The 14,779-nt window shown below is 46.5% G+C and carries 12 protein-coding genes; 8 read left to right on the top strand and 4 right to left on the bottom strand.

Annotation, left to right across the window (positions count from 1 at the left end):
- Positions 1–150 precede the first annotated feature (150 nt).
- The 5 genes from Q0230_RS10290 to Q0230_RS10270 are packed head-to-tail and all read left to right on the top strand — an operon-like array spanning position 151 to position 5,660.
- The gene (locus tag Q0230_RS10290; protein WP_298609914.1) at positions 151–1,746 is read left to right on the top strand and encodes an ABC transporter substrate-binding protein; all 1,596 of its coding nucleotides are present in this window, start codon (positions 151–153) and stop codon (positions 1,744–1,746) included.
- 56 nt (positions 1,747–1,802) lie between these two features.
- Positions 1,803–2,816: an ABC transporter permease gene (locus Q0230_RS10285; RefSeq protein ID WP_298609913.1), complete on the top strand. Its 1,014-nt coding sequence runs from the start codon at positions 1,803–1,805 to the stop codon at positions 2,814–2,816.
- Positions 2,813–3,688: an ABC transporter permease subunit gene (locus Q0230_RS10280; RefSeq protein ID WP_298609912.1), complete on the top strand. Its 876-nt coding sequence runs from the start codon at positions 2,813–2,815 to the stop codon at positions 3,686–3,688. The genes Q0230_RS10285 and Q0230_RS10280 overlap by 4 nt, the downstream gene beginning before the upstream one ends.
- Entirely contained in the window at positions 3,685–4,662 is a 978-nt protein-coding gene (locus Q0230_RS10275) for an ABC transporter ATP-binding protein (RefSeq protein WP_298609911.1), read from the top strand. The genes Q0230_RS10280 and Q0230_RS10275 overlap by 4 nt, the downstream gene beginning before the upstream one ends.
- Positions 4,659–5,660, top strand: coding sequence for a dipeptide ABC transporter ATP-binding protein (locus Q0230_RS10270; RefSeq protein ID WP_298609910.1), 1,002 nt, complete (start codon positions 4,659–4,661; stop codon positions 5,658–5,660). Before Q0230_RS10275 ends, Q0230_RS10270 begins: the two co-directional genes overlap by 4 nt.
- On the opposite strand, the gene glnE is transcribed toward Q0230_RS10270, so the two are convergent.
- The gene (gene glnE / locus Q0230_RS10265) at positions 5,617–8,424 is read right to left on the bottom strand and encodes a bifunctional [glutamate--ammonia ligase]-adenylyl-L-tyrosine phosphorylase/[glutamate--ammonia-ligase] adenylyltransferase (protein WP_298609908.1); all 2,808 of its coding nucleotides are present in this window, start codon (positions 8,422–8,424) and stop codon (positions 5,617–5,619) included. The two genes, Q0230_RS10270 and glnE, sit on opposite strands and share 44 nt — an antisense overlap.
- Positions 8,425–8,521: 97 nt before the next feature.
- Between glnE and Q0230_RS10260 the strand changes: the two genes are divergently transcribed.
- Positions 8,522–9,676 carry a GNAT family N-acetyltransferase gene (locus Q0230_RS10260; RefSeq protein ID WP_298609907.1) on the top strand — a complete coding sequence of 385 codons (1,155 nt, stop codon included), beginning with the start codon at positions 8,522–8,524 and terminating at the stop codon, positions 9,674–9,676.
- Between the two features lie 124 nt (positions 9,677–9,800).
- Here Q0230_RS10260 and Q0230_RS10255 read toward each other — a convergent pair whose 3' ends face one another.
- The 3 genes from Q0230_RS10255 to Q0230_RS10245 all read right to left on the bottom strand — a co-directional run bounded on the left by Q0230_RS10255 (position 9,801) and on the right by Q0230_RS10245 (position 13,137).
- Positions 9,801–11,084 (bottom strand): N-acetylmuramoyl-L-alanine amidase, encoded by a 1,284-nt coding sequence (locus Q0230_RS10255; RefSeq protein WP_298609906.1) that lies wholly within the window; start codon positions 11,082–11,084, stop codon positions 9,801–9,803.
- 152 nt (positions 11,085–11,236) lie between these two features.
- Positions 11,237–11,626 (bottom strand): tRNA (adenosine(37)-N6)-threonylcarbamoyltransferase complex ATPase subunit type 1 TsaE, encoded by a 390-nt coding sequence (tsaE, locus tag Q0230_RS10250; RefSeq protein WP_298609978.1) that lies wholly within the window; start codon positions 11,624–11,626, stop codon positions 11,237–11,239.
- 29 nt (positions 11,627–11,655) lie between these two features.
- Complete coding sequence (locus tag Q0230_RS10245) at positions 11,656–13,137, bottom strand: NAD(P)H-hydrate dehydratase (RefSeq protein WP_298609905.1); 1,482 nt, start codon at positions 13,135–13,137, stop codon at positions 11,656–11,658.
- A 4-nt stretch (positions 13,138–13,141) separates the two neighbouring features.
- Between Q0230_RS10245 and queG the strand changes: the two genes are divergently transcribed.
- Together queG and Q0230_RS10235 are read left to right on the top strand one after the other, a co-directional pair.
- Positions 13,142–14,209 carry a tRNA epoxyqueuosine(34) reductase QueG gene (gene queG, locus Q0230_RS10240; protein ID WP_298609904.1) on the top strand — a complete coding sequence of 356 codons (1,068 nt, stop codon included), beginning with the start codon at positions 13,142–13,144 and terminating at the stop codon, positions 14,207–14,209.
- A 193-nt stretch (positions 14,210–14,402) separates the two neighbouring features.
- Complete coding sequence (locus Q0230_RS10235) at positions 14,403–14,693, top strand: hypothetical protein (RefSeq protein ID WP_298609903.1); 291 nt, start codon at positions 14,403–14,405, stop codon at positions 14,691–14,693.
- Positions 14,694–14,779 lie beyond the last annotated feature (86 nt).

Below are 14,779 nucleotides of genomic sequence, written 5' to 3'. Positions count from 1 at the left end.
CTATCCTAGTTAATTTACTTTAAATTTAAAATACTACGCTAGGTTAATTGCCTTTGGTCTTGACGAAGCAAACTGGAAAAGAGCATATTCTGAGTACATAAGAGCTTACACTTTTGCTTGCAAGATCAAATCTATAACGAGGAGTTAGCCATGAAGAAGCATTTAATTGCGTTATCCATTCTAAGTGCTGTTTGTTTAGCACCCCAAGCCTACGCCGCCCCGAAAACCTTTGTCTATTGTTCGGAAGGCGCTCCTTCTGGTTTTAACCCCCAATTTTATACTGATGGCACGACTTTCGATGCGGCAGGTCAAGCCATTTATGACCGTTTAGTGCAGTTTAAGCCGGGCGAAACCAGTATTTCTCCAGCGCTTGCGGAATCATGGGAAGTCAGTCCTGATGGCTTAACGTATACCTTCAAATTGCGCAAAGGCGTTAAATTCCAGACCACCAAAGACTTTACACCTACTCGTGATTTTAATGCGGACGATGTGCTGTTCTCTTTCAATCGTCAGTGGAAAGATGATAATCCTTATCACAAAGTCTCCAATGGTAACTACGAATACTTCACTGGCATGTCGATGCCGGATGTATTGAACACGATTGAAAAAGTTGACGATTACACCGTCAAATTCACCCTGAAGCGCCCTGAAGCCCCCATGCTAGCGAACTTAGCGATGGATTTTGCTTCGATCCTTTCAGCAGAATATGCCGATGCCATGATGAAGGCGAAAACACCGGAAAAGGTCGATACCGATCCGGTTGGCACTGGGCCTTTCCAATTAGTGGCTTATCAAAAAGACGCCATGATTCGCTATAAGGCCAATGAAAATTATTGGGAAGGCAAGCCAAAAATTGATAACTTGGTATTCGCGATTACCAAAGACAATGCGGTGCGCTGGCAAAAGTTACAAGCGGGTGAATGTCATTTAATGCCTTTCCCAAATACAGCCGACTTAAAGGCGATGCAAGAAAACAAAGATGTTACCTTATTAAGCCAAGAGGGTTTGAATATCGGTTATTTTGCGTATAACACCACCAAAAAACCTTTCGATGATGCGCGAGTGCGTAAAGCGCTGAATATGGCAATTAATAAGCCAGCGATCTTGGATGCGGTCTATCAAGGGGCGGGCAAAGTTGCGAAGAACCCAATTCCACCGACCATGTGGAGCTATAACGATAAAGTCGTGGATGATCCTTACGATGTGGAAGCTGCGAAAAAATTATTAGCCGAAGCGGGTGTAAAAGACCTAAAAACTAATATTTGGGCGATGCCCGTACAGCGTCCGTATAACCCGAATGCGAAACGTATGGCGGAAATGATTCAGGCTGACTGGAAAGCGGTGGGTGTGGATGCGCAAATTGTTAGTTATGAGTGGGCAGAATATTTAGAGCGCTCCAAGAAAGGCGAACACGATACTTTGCTGATGGGATGGACGGGCGACAATGGTGACCCTGATAATTTCTTAGCAGTCTTGCTCGGTTGTGATGCGGTGAAGGATGGTTCGAATCGGGCGTTCTGGTGCAACAAAGAATTCAACGATTTAGTACAAAAAGCTAAAACCTTGAATGATCAAGGCGAACGCACCAAGCTGTATGAGCAGGCACAAGAAGTATTCAAGAAAGAAGCACCGTGGGCGACGATTGCGCACTCGGTAGTGTATGAAGTGGCACGCAAAAATGTCACGGGTTATAAACAATCTCCGTTTGGTTTACACCAATTCAAAAACGTTGATTTAGCTGAATAATCGCTTGAGTGAGAGCTGCCACCAGGTAGCTCTCATTTCACACAAGGAGCCACAACTTGTTCAAGTTTATTCTTAGCAAAATCGCGCTGCTGATCCCCACTTTTTTAGGGATTACCCTAGCGGCTTTCTTATTTGTACGCCTCTTGCCGGGTGATCCAGTTACGATCTTATCGGGTGAGCGGGGTATTTCAGACGAGCGCCGTGCTGAAATGATCGCCCAATTCGGGTTAGATAAACCGGTCATTGTGCAATATTTCTCTTATCTCAAAAACCTTTTACAAGGCGATTTTGGTCAGTCCATCTCGACCCATCGCCCTGTGGTAGAGGAGTTTTTTGAGCGCCTACCTGCCACCATGGAATTGGCTTTTTTTGCCATTTTAATTGCTGTCTTAATCGGTGTTCCTGCAGGAATTATTGCAGCGGTGAAACGTGGACGCTGGCCGGATCATGTCTTGATGGGTAGCGCATTGACGGGCTACTCGATGCCGATTTTCTGGTGGGGTTTGCTGCTGATTATGTTGTTTTCCACTACCTTGGGTTGGACGCCTGTGTCAGGGCGCTTGGATATTATTAATTACTATTTTGAACCGGTAACTGGCTTTATGACCGTAGATGCTTGGCTATCGGGGCAAGAAGGCGCGGTGAAGTCCGCACTGCATCATTTGATTTTGCCCAGTGTAGTGCTCTCCACTATTCCGATGGCCGTGATTGCCCGTCAAACGCGCTCAGCCATGCTGGAGGTCTTGGGTGAAGATTATATTCGTACTGCCTATGCAAAAGGCTTACCGACTTGGCGCGTGATTGGAATTCATGCCTTGCGTAATGCCATGATTACCGTAGTGACCGTTATTGGTTTGCAGGTCGGCACGTTGATTGCGGGTGCTGTATTAACTGAAACGATTTTCTCGTGGCCGGGGGTGGGTAAATGGATGATTGATGCGATTTCGCATCGTGACTATCCAGCGGTACAAGGTGGCCTATTATTTATTTCCATGCTGGTCATGTTGGTCAATTTGATCGTGGATCTGATGTATGGCTGGATTAATCCGCGTGTGAGGGACGGCAAATGAAACTGTTCGCGGATGATGCTTGGCGTACTACGTGGAATTATTTCAAAGAAAGCAAAGGTGGTTTATGGGGCTTAGGCTTCTTAGGTTTAGTGATGATTTGCGTGATTTTCGCAGATGTGATTGCTCCCTTTGACCCCAGCTTACAAAACCGTGACGCTTTATTACTCCCCCCGATTTGGACGGAAGCGGGTCATTGGCCGTATATTTTAGGTACCGATGCGGTGGGGCGCGATATGTTATCGCGACTGATTTATGGCGCACGCTATTCGATGTTTATTGGCTTTGTCGTCGTGTCTTTAGCTGTAATTGCAGGCACGCTACTCGGCTTACTCGCAGGCTATTATCAAGGTTGGGTCGATACCATCATCATGCGCCTCATGGATGTGATTCTAGCTTTCCCAAGTTTATTGCTCGCCCTCGGTTTAGTGGCAGTGCTAGGCCCTGGCTTAGTTAATGCCATGTATGCGATTGCCTTAGTCATGTTGCCACACTTTGTACGCCTGACGCGTGCGAATGTTTTGAGTGAAAAGAACCGTGATTATGTGGTCGCTAGTCGCATCGTTGGCGCAAGTAATTGGCGCTTAATGTTCAATAGCATTTTACCAAACTGCATGGCACCTTTAATTGTGCAAGCAACGCTCTCCTTCTCCAATGCGATTTTAGATGCGGCAGCTTTAGGTTTCCTCGGGATGGGCGCACAACCTCCGATTCCTGAATGGGGGGCGATGCTAGCCGAGGCGCGTGAGTTCATTAGCCGTGCGTGGTGGGTTGTGACTTTTCCGGGGCTTGCGATTCTATTGACGGTACTTTCGATTAACTTAGTGGGTGATGCATTGCGCGATGCCCTTGACCCAAGGATGCGCCGCTCATGAGTCTATTAAGCGTTCGCAATTTATCAGTGGCGTTCCCAACCCAACATGGCTGGTTCCAAGCCGTTGAAGGCATTCATTTAGACGTTAATGCAGGCGATATTTTAGCGATTGTAGGCGAGTCGGGTTCTGGCAAGTCGGTGGCCATGATGGCAGTGATGAATCTCTTGCCACCGACCGCACGCATTACTTGCGATGAACTCAAAATAGAGGGGCAAGACTTACTCGCTATGCCTGCCAAACAACGTCGCAAGCTCAATGGCGGCACGATAGCGATGATTTTCCAAGAGCCCATGTCTAGCCTCAACCCGTGCTTTACCGTCGGCTATCAAATCGACGAGGCTATTCGCATTCATTTAGGTGGCTCGAAAAAAGAACGTACTGAGCGCGTACTGCATTTGCTGGAAATCGTGGGTATCCCTGATCCACGACGGCGGTATAAAGCTTATCCGCATCAAATGTCTGGTGGGATGAGCCAGCGCGCCATGATTGCGATGGCGTTAGCAGCCAATCCCAAATTATTGATTGCTGATGAACCGACCACTGCGTTGGATGTGACGGTACAAGCGCAAATTTTGGAGCTGCTGTTAAAACTGCAACAAACTCAAGGGATGGGCTTAATCCTAATCACTCACGATATGGGTGTCGTCGCAGAAACCGCACAACAAGTGGTAGTGCAATATGCAGGGCAACAAGTTGAGAAGCAGCCGGTGTTTGGTTTATTTAATCAGCCACATCATCCATATACAGCAGCTTTGTTGGATGCTTTACCCGAGCGCGCGCCTGCGGGTGATTTCTTGCCAACCATTCAAGGCATTGTGCCGGGGCAAAAAGATCGTCCGACGGGTTGCCTATTCTCACCACGCTGCACGCATGCCCAAGCGTTATGCCATGAACAACAACCCGCATTAGTACGTAATAGTGAGCAATGGCTGCGTTGCCATTACCCTTTGAATACAGTTGAGGTGCTGCGATGAGTGAAGTCTTACGTGCAGTCAATTTGCAGCAGGAGTACAGCGCGCGCCAAGGCATGTTCCAAAAACCACTCTATGTACGTGCTTTGAATGGCGTGAGCTTCAGCTTAAACGCAGGCGAGACTTTAGCGGTGGTGGGGGAATCAGGCTGTGGCAAATCGACTTTAGCGCGCTCCTTAACCTTAATTGAAACACCATCAGCGGGTGAATTATGGCTGGCGGGTGAGAAAGTGAATACCGCGAATAAACCCGATGCAGCCCTACGCCAACGCGTACAAATGGTGTTTCAAAACCCTTATGGCTCACTCAACCCGCGCAAAACTATTCAGCAAATGCTGGAAGAACCGCTGCTGCTCAATACTAAACTATCATCTGAAGCACGTCGTGCTGCGGTTGCGGATATGATGTCCCGCGTTGGTTTACGTCCTGAATTTGCTGAACGCTATCCACATATGTTTTCTGGCGGACAGCGCCAGCGGATTGCCATTGCCCGCGCCTTGATGCTCAAGCCGCAAGTGGTGGTGTTAGATGAACCCGTCTCTGCCCTCGATTTATCAGTACGCGCACAAATCCTCAATCTCCTCACCGAATTACAACAAGATTTAGGTTTAGCCTATGTCTTTATTTCGCATGATTTATCTGTGGTACAGCGTATTGCGGATTATGTCATGGTGATGTATTTCGGGCGGGCGGTGGAGTATGCGGATGCAGCAACCATTTTCAGTACCCCTCAGCACCCTTATACCAAAGCCTTATTTTCTGCGACTCCGGTAGCCGAAGTTGGCGAAAAACGTGAGCGTATTCACCTACAAGGCGAGCCACCTTCGCCTTTGCGTCCGCCACAGGGTTGTCCGTTTGGCCCGCGCTGCGCTTATGTGCAAGACAGTTGTCGCAAAGAAGTTCCTGCTTTGCGTGAATTGAAGGGCGCGCAGGTGGCTTGTGTACGAGCAGAGGCGATCAATGAGCCTCAGCTCCCAAATATTTCAGCCAGATTGCTTTAATATAGTCGCGTTCCTCAACGAAGTCCTCAGCACTGATTGCGGTGGACTCCTCTTGTAAGGCTAGCTTGTGGGTGTGATTGCGTAGGCTGCGATAAATATCCTGCAAGCGGCTTACTTCCTCTGCACTTAGGATATTGGCAGTGCGCAGTGAGTCTAACTGGCGAATATTATCGCTCCATTCGACCAAAGCAGGCTGTTGATGAGCATGGGCAAGAATCAAATATTGCACAATGAATTCAATATCGGTGATACCACCCGGATCTTTCTTCACATTGAAAACTTTTTGGTCTTTGCTGCCTAAAGCATCCCACATCTTTTGGCGCATATTCACGACTTCTTGGCGCAGTTGTTCAGTGTCGCGGGGTTGGCAGAGAATTTCATAGCGAATGGCTTCAAATTGCTGACGCAACTCTGGGCTACCGGTAATCATCCGCGCCCGCAATAAGGCTTGATGCTCCCAAATCCACGCTTTTTCTAATTGATACTGGCGGAAGGCTTCAGCACTAGACACCAGTAAACCGGAAGCACCACTAGGGCGCAAGCGCGTATCGGTTTCATACAAGCGCCCATCGTGGGTAAAAGTAGCAAGGGCATTGATAATTTTCTGGGCTAAACGTGCGAAAAATACAGGGCTTTCTAGTGGTTTCTCCCCATTTGTGACTTGTTGCTCGCCACAACTATCATGCAAAAATACAATATCTAAATCTGAACCGTAACCCAGTTCAATACCGCCTAATTTGCCATAGCCCACAATTGCAATACTCGCATCACGCTTTATGCCATTGACCACATACTCGGGAATGCCTGACTTAGCGGTCATGGTTTGCCAAACATTCTGTGTAGTCTCCTCCAGAATCGCTTCCGCAATCCAAGTGAGCTGATCAGACACAATCATCAAAGGCAATTTGCCGGTAATATCCGCAGCAGCTACCCGCAACACTTGAGCTTGTTTAAACTGGCGTAAACGTTCCATGACTAAACCCGTATCTTCAGGGTCAACACTACCCAAGACTTGCTTAAGCGCCGTACCTAACTCCTGCCGATTAAGTGGGCGATACAATTGCCGAGTATCGAGGAGCGCATCCAGCAAGATCGGATGCTGCGTGAGCTGAACAGTAATCCATACACTCGCATGCACCAGCTTCACAAATTGTTCTAAGGCCCCTGGATGGTCGACTAGCATGACAATGTAGCCTGAACGCCGTGCAATCGCATGAATCACTTGTAAGCTACGCGTGAGCGCTTGGGCTGGATGGGCTTGGGTCGCACAGACGGCTAAAAGTTCAGGCATTAAGCGATCTAAGCGGGTGCGTGCTAATTCAGTCAGTGATTTATATAAACGACTTTCGCGTAAGGTTTGAATCTGCTGCCAACATTCGGTTTCTGGCTTTAAACCCCAAGACAGCAAAAGATTGCAGGCATGATCCTCATCCATATTCCCTTGCCAGAGTTGGATTAGCTCCTGATTCGGGTCTTCATCGGGCTTATCCTCTTCACCTTCCACCGCAAAGATGCGCTTAAAGATTAGGCTCACTTGTTCGCGATGGGCATCCAAAACCTGCATGAAGCTCGGCCAATCCGCAAACCCTAAAGATCCTGCCATGAACTGTTGCTGCTCAGGCTCAGTCGGCAAAGCATGTGCTTGCTCGTCTTTCCACATTTGCACCCGATTTTCAGCCCGACGTAAGAAGTGATAAGCCTCTCGTAAAATGCTGGCATCTTCAGCACTTAATAAGGTCTGTTGCTCTAAAATATCTAAGGTTTTTAATAGATTCCGTTCTTGTAAAGCACGCTCGCGCCCACCGCGCATTAATTGAAAAACTTGAGCAGTAAATTCAATTTCACGAATGCCACCTTTGCCCAACTTAACATCGTTTTGCTTGCCTTTACGCAAAGCTTCCCGATTAATCATGAGCTTCATTTCGCGCAATTGTTCAACCGAGCCGTAATCTAAATAGCGGCGATAGACAAAAGGACGTAGGCGCTGCATCAACTCTTGACCTTCTTGCAGATCACCTGCCATGACTCGCGCTTTGACCATTGCATAGCGCTCCCATTCGCGCCCATGTGTTTGGTAATAATGCTCCATTGCATCAAAGGACAAAGCTAAAGCCCCGACCTCACCAAAAGGGCGTAAACGCATATCCACCCGATAGGCAAAGCCATCCCCTGTCACTTGCCCTAAGCTATTAATTAGCTTTTGCCCAACACGGGTGAAAAAGGTTTGGTTATCTAAACTCCGCCGACCATCGGTTTCACCAGACTCAGGGAAAGCAAAAATCAAATCAATATCGGAAGAGAAATTCAGTTCACGCCCACCCAATTTTCCCATCCCTAAAACCAGCATCCGCTGTGATACACCAGCCCGACTGAAGGGTTGACCGTGCTTAGATACCAACTCTTTATGCCACCAATCCAAAACGCTACTGACTAAAGCATCGGCCAGATCAGAGGTGGTTTGGAGCGTTTCTATCAAATCGGCAGCAGCGGTTAAATCTCGCCAAGCAATCCGCACCGTTTCCCGATGACGAATTTGGCGTACTGCTTTTAATAAACTCGTCTCATCAACAATGGCTGCTATCTCTGCAGAAACTTTCTCGACTAATTCACCCTGCTGATAAGCCTGACTACTCAATAATTCATCCACCCATTGCGGGAAACGGGTTAATTGTTCCTGCAAATAAGGGCTGGCATTCAAGGCTAGTTCAGCACTAGGGCGTAAGTCAGTAGGAAAGTTTGTTAAGAGAGCAGGCGCGATGGGCATGAATTTATTCTCCTCATTTTAAGAGCGGCGCAAGTTTAATTGTATTACTTTTTCCGCAGACATTGGCGAGGCTAGCAGCAATTGGCACAATGTCACCATGCATATTCAAATCATTTCTAATTTAGATCAAGTTTCTCGCAGCGCATGGAATGCTTTAGTGCAGGATAATAATCCTTTCGTGCGTCATGAGTTTTTGGCTGCCTTAGAGCATCACCAGTGTGTGAGTAAGCAATTTGGCTGGTTACCACGGCATATTGCGGTCTATGAAGGTGAGGAATTGCTCGGTGCAATGCCTTTATATGAAAAATACAACTCCTATGGCGAGTTTGTATTTGATCATGCTTGGGCGGAAGCTTATAAGCAGCACAAGCTACGTTATTACCCGAAATTAGTTTCAGCGATTCCGTATACACCGGCAAGTGGACAGCGCTTATTAGTGAAGTCAGGGCAAGAAACGGAAATTTATCCCGTCTTATTAGAAAGCGCATTGCAGCTCGCTGAAACCTTGCAAGCGAGTGGCGTACATTGGCTGTTTCCTTTAGGTGAAGAGCAAGATTGGCTCAGCCAACAGCAGCTCTTTACGCGCCATGATTGCCAATTCCATTGGCGAAACTTTGGTTATCAAAGCTTTGATGATTTCCTAGAAACCTTCAGCTCGAAAAAGCGCAAAAACGTCAAACAAGAACGCCGCAAAGTCAAAGACGCTGGGGTTGAATTGCGTGTCCTAGATGGGTATAGCGCGACAGCCACTGATTGGGAGCGCTTTGCGTTCTTTTATCAGCATACCTTTGAAAGTAAATGGGGCATTCCGACTTTAAATGAAGGCTTTTTCAAAGAAGTCGCTGCTAAGCTACCTGATCAAGTTATTCTGGTGATGGCCGATAAAAATGGAGAATGTATTGCCGGCTCCTTAATGTTCCGCAGTGATACGCGACTGTATGGCAGGCATTGGGGCTGTACAGAATACTTCGATAGCCTGCATTTTGAAGCCTGTTACTACCAAGGGATTGAGTACTGTATTCAGCATCACTTACAGGTTTTTGAGCCAGGTGCGCAGGGGGAACATAAAGTACCGCGCGGCTTTATTCCGACTTTAACCCGTTCTAGCCATTGGCTTGCCAGCCCTGCTTTCCAGCAAGCGGTGCGCCAACATACTTTATACGAACAGCGCTCAGTGGCTGAATATATGCAAAGCGTCTATGAGCACCTGCCTTATCGAGAGGACTTTGTAGCAGAACATCTTCGGCCATAAAAAAAGCCAGAGCAGTGTCTGGCTAAAAATAGATCCTCTGTGTTCAGATATCAGGTACTGAACTAGGACCCTCAACATGAGATCCAAGCAAGCCTTGGCTTTGCAGCTTGCTTGTGAAAATCACTTAACCTAAAGGCTCATCCCCTTGCGCATAATCATCGGTGTCCGCATCTGCTGAATAACTACTGCGACGGCTGTTTGGATGATAAGCATGTTGGTAGCTGCGAACGCCTTTAAAAATCGCATCCGCTAATTGATGTTGATAGTCTGGATTACGCAAACGCTGCTCTTCCGCTGGGTTACTAATGAAGGCTGTTTCTACCAACATCGACGGAATATCTGGTGCTTTCAAGACCACGAAACTAGCACTCTCTACTTGTGGACGCAGCGGATTACTCACCGAAGATAACTCTCGCAGAGTACGTTTTGCTAAAGACAAACTCCGATCCATCGTAGCATTTTGGCTTAGATCTAATAGGATTGAGGCAATTTTGTCGCTATTACCAGCTAAACGTACATTACCCAAGCGCAACTCATAAGAGTTTTCACTATCCGCTAATAAGCGTGCAGCTTCACTGGAAGCACCATGCTCGGAAAGAATATATACAGATGACCCATGCAAATTCGCACGATTATTTGCATCAGCATGGATAGAAATAAACAAATCAGCATTGTTACGCCGCGCAATTTCTGTGCGCTCACGCAAATCTACATAGCGGTCATCACTGCGTGTCAATACAGCACGCATCCCAGGAGCACCATTAATCCGTGCTTTCAGCTTCTTAGCAACTGCTAAAACTACATCTTTTTCCTGAGTACCTTCACGTCCAATTGCCCCCGGATCATGCCCACCATGACCTGGATCAATAGCTACCACGAAATTTGCCCGACTAGAGGGTGCAGGGCCTTCATCATCAGGAACTACATCCTGGCTACTTGCTTTCTCAGCTTGACGACGACGACGGTTATTAGTGCCACCTGCTTTATTCGTCACAGTGAGAGTTAAGACATTATCGCCACCTGAACTGCTCATATTGGCATCAACACTGACCGTGTTTGCCATATCTAGCACAACCCGCAACTTACCATCATCACGCACCGCATAACGAATGGCCTGTAAAGGTGGACGGTCATGGCGGCCTTGCTTGAGGTTGCCATCTAAATCAGTTTGATAGAGATCAATAACGACGCGCTCAGGATTGCTCAGAGTAAAGATTTTGTATTTAACTGGAGCACTTAGAAGTAAAGAGATATTTAATGCATTGGCATTACCCGATAATTTTGCACCCACTAAGCGACCGCGTGGAGCTGCCCATAATTGACCGGTCACCAAGCTACTGCTCAGTACGCCCGAAGCGACTGCAAGCTTTAAAATAAAATTTCGACGTGTCAAATGTTGGTTTTGCATGATTTTTAGACCCAGCCAGCCTTCGAATTATCACTGAGGAATAGACAATCCGTCGCAGAGTAGAGATTACGGTATGCTCACATACTAACCTGCAACGAAATTTTTTCAAGTATTTTTTTATGAATACTTTATAAGTAATTGAAAATATTAAATTAATTGTATTCTAAATAAGCAACTCGTCCCGCTAAGTGCTGTTGAATAGTAATTTGTAAATTAGCCTTCGGAATATAGACCCCGCCCTTGTCAGGCCATTCGAGGATGCAGAGTGCATCTTTATCTAAATAATCCCGAATCCCCATGTATTCTAACTCTTCCGGATCAGCGAGCCTATATAAATCAAAGTGATAGATTGTTTGATTTATTAGATGATAAGGCTCAACCAAGGTATAAGTAGGGCTTTTGACTGTTCCTTCATACCCAAGTTCCCTTAATAAGCCACGCACAAAAGTCGTTTTTCCAGCCCCTAAATCACCTTGCAATTTAATAATGCCACCGGTAGAAAATTGATGTGCAATGTGCGCACCTAAAGCGAGGGTAGCCATTTCATCAGGCAAATAAACTTCTGATTGAGTCATGGATTCACCCATTCCCGCAAATTATTAATTAGATCACTCGCCAGCATACCGCGTTCACCTTGTTTTGCCGCTTTATCCCCTGCTAAAGCATGGATCAGAACACCGGCACACGCTGCTTCCCATAAACTTAAACCTTGGCCAAGCAAACTAGCAATAATCCCAGTTAGAACATCCCCCATACCTGCAGTAGACATCCCCGGATTGCCCGCTAAACAAAGCGCTATTTGCTCATCGTCTGCAATCAAACTACCTGCACCTTTGAGCACAATCACGCCACCATATTTTTGCTGCAAGGCTCGAATAGCTGCAAAGCGATCTTGCTCAATTTCTTGCGTACTACCCGCTAATAGGCGCGCTGCTTCAGCAGGATGTGGAGTTAAGATCCAGTTAGAACGTTGTTGTGGAGCTTGGGCTAGCAAATTTAAAGCATCAGCATCTAACACTAAGGGTAAATTAGTTTTTAGCGTATTTGCCCAAATGGCTTGAGCTACAGCCGTTTGACCTAAACCTGGCCCCAAACCGATGATTGTTTTTCCAGCTAATAACTCATTTAACTCATTAGCTTGTAAAGCTGTAACCATCAATTCAGGGCGAGTGAGATTCAACCAAGCAGCATGACTAGGATCAGTACCGACTGTGACCAATCCACTGCCTGTACGTAAAGCCGCTTCACCGGCTAAACGAATCGCACCGGCCATGCCAGCCTGCCCACCGATTAGCAACACATGCCCAAATTTACCTTTATGCGCACAACGCGAACGCTTGGGTAGTAACTGAGTTAATAAGTTTGTTGAAAGTGTATAGGTCTGTGTAGGTATTTGTTGCAGGACATTGGCTGGCAAAGCTAAATCAGCCAACACTAAATCGCCTACATAATCACGTGCTTGCCCGGTTAATAAACCTTGTTTCAGACCAATAAAAGTCACAGTCAAAGCTGCTTTCACCGCTAAGCCCAGCGGCTGACCCGTATTGCCATTTAAACCAGAAGGAATATCGACCGCAATAACTGGTTTCGGATAAGCATTAATGGCCTCAACTGCTGCAGCGAATTCAGCTTGTAAGGGGCGCGTTAAACCTGTGCCAAATAAAGCATCTACCACTAAATCAGCCCATGGCAAATCGCCTGTGAATACATCAACTTGCCCACCAACCGCCAAATAATCTTGGTAGGCAGTTTGTGCATCATTTTGTAATTGCACAGGCGTACTAACAGCTAATACAGATACTCTCCAGCCCGCTGCTCGTGCCAACCCTGCTAACACATAACCATCACCCGCATTATTGCCTGTACCACAGACAATACAAACTGAGCGTGTTTGCGGGTAGTACTGAAGAATAGCTGCGAATAAAGCATTAGCAGCACGCTGCATCAGCTCGTAACCCGGAATGCCTTGCTCTTGAATCGCAATACGATCTAATTCGCGTACTTGCTCAATCGTGTAAACTGGGAGTTTGTCAGAAAAACTGCTAAGCATCATGCCTGTGGATAATCCTAAAAAAGCTGCCTTAATCGCTGATATTAGCGCCAAATTACCTGTATGGGGAGCAGAACTCGGCTTGGATGCAGTGGGAATCAGCTCAATTGACTTGTCGAGTGCTGAACAAAAGCTTTGGACTTGGCTAGAACAAGGTTATCACGGCGAAATGGCTTGGATGCAGCGGCATGGCACGAAACGCAGCCGCCCTGAAGAATTAGTTGAAGGCACTCTATCCATTATTAGCGTGCGCATGAATTATTGGCCAGAAGATAGCGCACCTGCAGAGATGATCTTGAATCATCCAGAACTAGCTTATATTTCCCGTTATGCTTTAGGACGTGATTATCACAAAGTTCTACGCCAACGCTTAGAAAAACTGGCGCAACGCTTACAAGCTGAATTAGGCAGTTTACGTTATCGAGTGTTTGTAGATAGTGCACCCGTATTAGAAAAGCCCATTGCAGTAAAAGCAGGTTTAGGCTGGCTAGGTAAGCATACAAATTTGCTGAATCGGGAGAGTGGCTCTTATTTTTTTCTCGGTGAACTATATACTGACCTGCCTTTAGTTGAAACAGGTGCTGTTGTCGAGCATTGTGGTTCATGTACTGCTTGTATCAGTATTTGTCCTACCCAAGCAATTATTCAACCGTATCTATTAGATGCTACTCGTTGTATTTCTTATTTAACGATTGAATATGCAGGCGCTATTCCACTTGAGCTTCGCCCTTTAATTGGTAATCGTATTTATGGCTGCGATGATTGCCAATTAATTTGCCCGTGGAATCGCTTTGCTAAAATTAGTCATGAAACTGATTTTAAAATCCGTCACCAATTAGACAGTGCTTATTTAATAGAATTATTTACTTGGAATGAGGCAGAGTTTTTAGAAAAAATGGAAGGTAGCCCGATTCGCCGGATTGGCTATGAACGCTGGCTACGCAATCTAGCTGTGGCTCTAGGCAATGCACCTAGGCAGGTTCGCACTCATCAAGCCCTCCTAGCGAAACTCGAGCAACCTATTAGTCTTTTAGTGCGGGAACATATTGTATGGGCTTTAGAACAATATGCGTAACCGAAATTTCGAGCTTAAACCTCCCTTAATCTCTTAATTAAAACCAATTATCCAAAGAATCATCCATTCATCCAAATGATGTGTGCATAAGAAAAAATTCTCTGCCACCATAAGCTCATACAAACCCAAACAAACCCAAAACATCATGAAAGCAATAAGAATAAGACCGTCAAAACGGCTGATGTTGCTAGTGTTGGCCACACAGCTATTAACAGGTTGCTCCAATATTCAGAGCAATCCGGTTTACCAAACTTGGGAACGACAAGCTTACGCCGCCTATCATGTAAGCCTACCAGGCCCCGCAGATGGTGTCGTGCCAAACTTTTTTAGAACGGTTGCTGTGCCAGGGATGCAAGTCGCACCTCAACGCTCGGCAACACAAGCTTATACGGTAGCACGCAATAATGCGCTTCAACCGCAATCTGCACCGATGGTCGTGCCGATGCAAGAGCAACAGTATATTGCTGATTTTTATGGTTTATGACTTTTACTCGTGTTGTTAGCCCCTAGAGTCCGGACTGGACTCCTATTGGCGCAAAGGTTCTAGCCCTTCCTTTGCGCTTTTTTAGC

The sequence above is a fragment of the uncultured Thiothrix sp. genome (genome assembly GCF_937876535.1).
In the GTDB taxonomy this organism is placed as follows: domain Bacteria; phylum Pseudomonadota; class Gammaproteobacteria; order Thiotrichales; family Thiotrichaceae; genus Thiolinea.
Note: the sequence above shows the minus strand (reverse complement) of the source record. Positions and strands in the feature narration are given on the sequence as shown.

Excerpts from the sequence above, each read along its gene's own strand:
- Q0230_RS10255 (WP_298609906.1), bottom strand. The coding sequence starts at position 11,084 with ATGCAAAACCAACATTTGACACGTCGAAATTTTATTTTAAAGCTTGCA.
- tsaE (WP_298609978.1), bottom strand. The coding sequence starts at position 11,626 with ATGGCTACCCTCGCTTTAGGTGCGCACATTGCACATCAATTTTCTACC.
- Q0230_RS10270 (WP_298609910.1), top strand. The coding sequence starts at position 4,659 with ATGAGTGAAGTCTTACGTGCAGTCAATTTGCAGCAGGAGTACAGCGCG.
- Q0230_RS10280 (WP_298609912.1), top strand. The coding sequence starts at position 2,813 with ATGAAACTGTTCGCGGATGATGCTTGGCGTACTACGTGGAATTATTTC.
- Q0230_RS10260 (WP_298609907.1), top strand. The coding sequence starts at position 8,522 with ATGCATATTCAAATCATTTCTAATTTAGATCAAGTTTCTCGCAGCGCA.
- Q0230_RS10290 (WP_298609914.1), top strand. The coding sequence starts at position 151 with ATGAAGAAGCATTTAATTGCGTTATCCATTCTAAGTGCTGTTTGTTTA.
- glnE (WP_298609908.1), bottom strand. The coding sequence starts at position 8,424 with ATGCCCATCGCGCCTGCTCTCTTAACAAACTTTCCTACTGACTTACGC.
- Q0230_RS10275 (WP_298609911.1), top strand. The coding sequence starts at position 3,685 with ATGAGTCTATTAAGCGTTCGCAATTTATCAGTGGCGTTCCCAACCCAA.
- Q0230_RS10245 (WP_298609905.1), bottom strand. The coding sequence starts at position 13,137 with ATGATGCTTAGCAGTTTTTCTGACAAACTCCCAGTTTACACGATTGAG.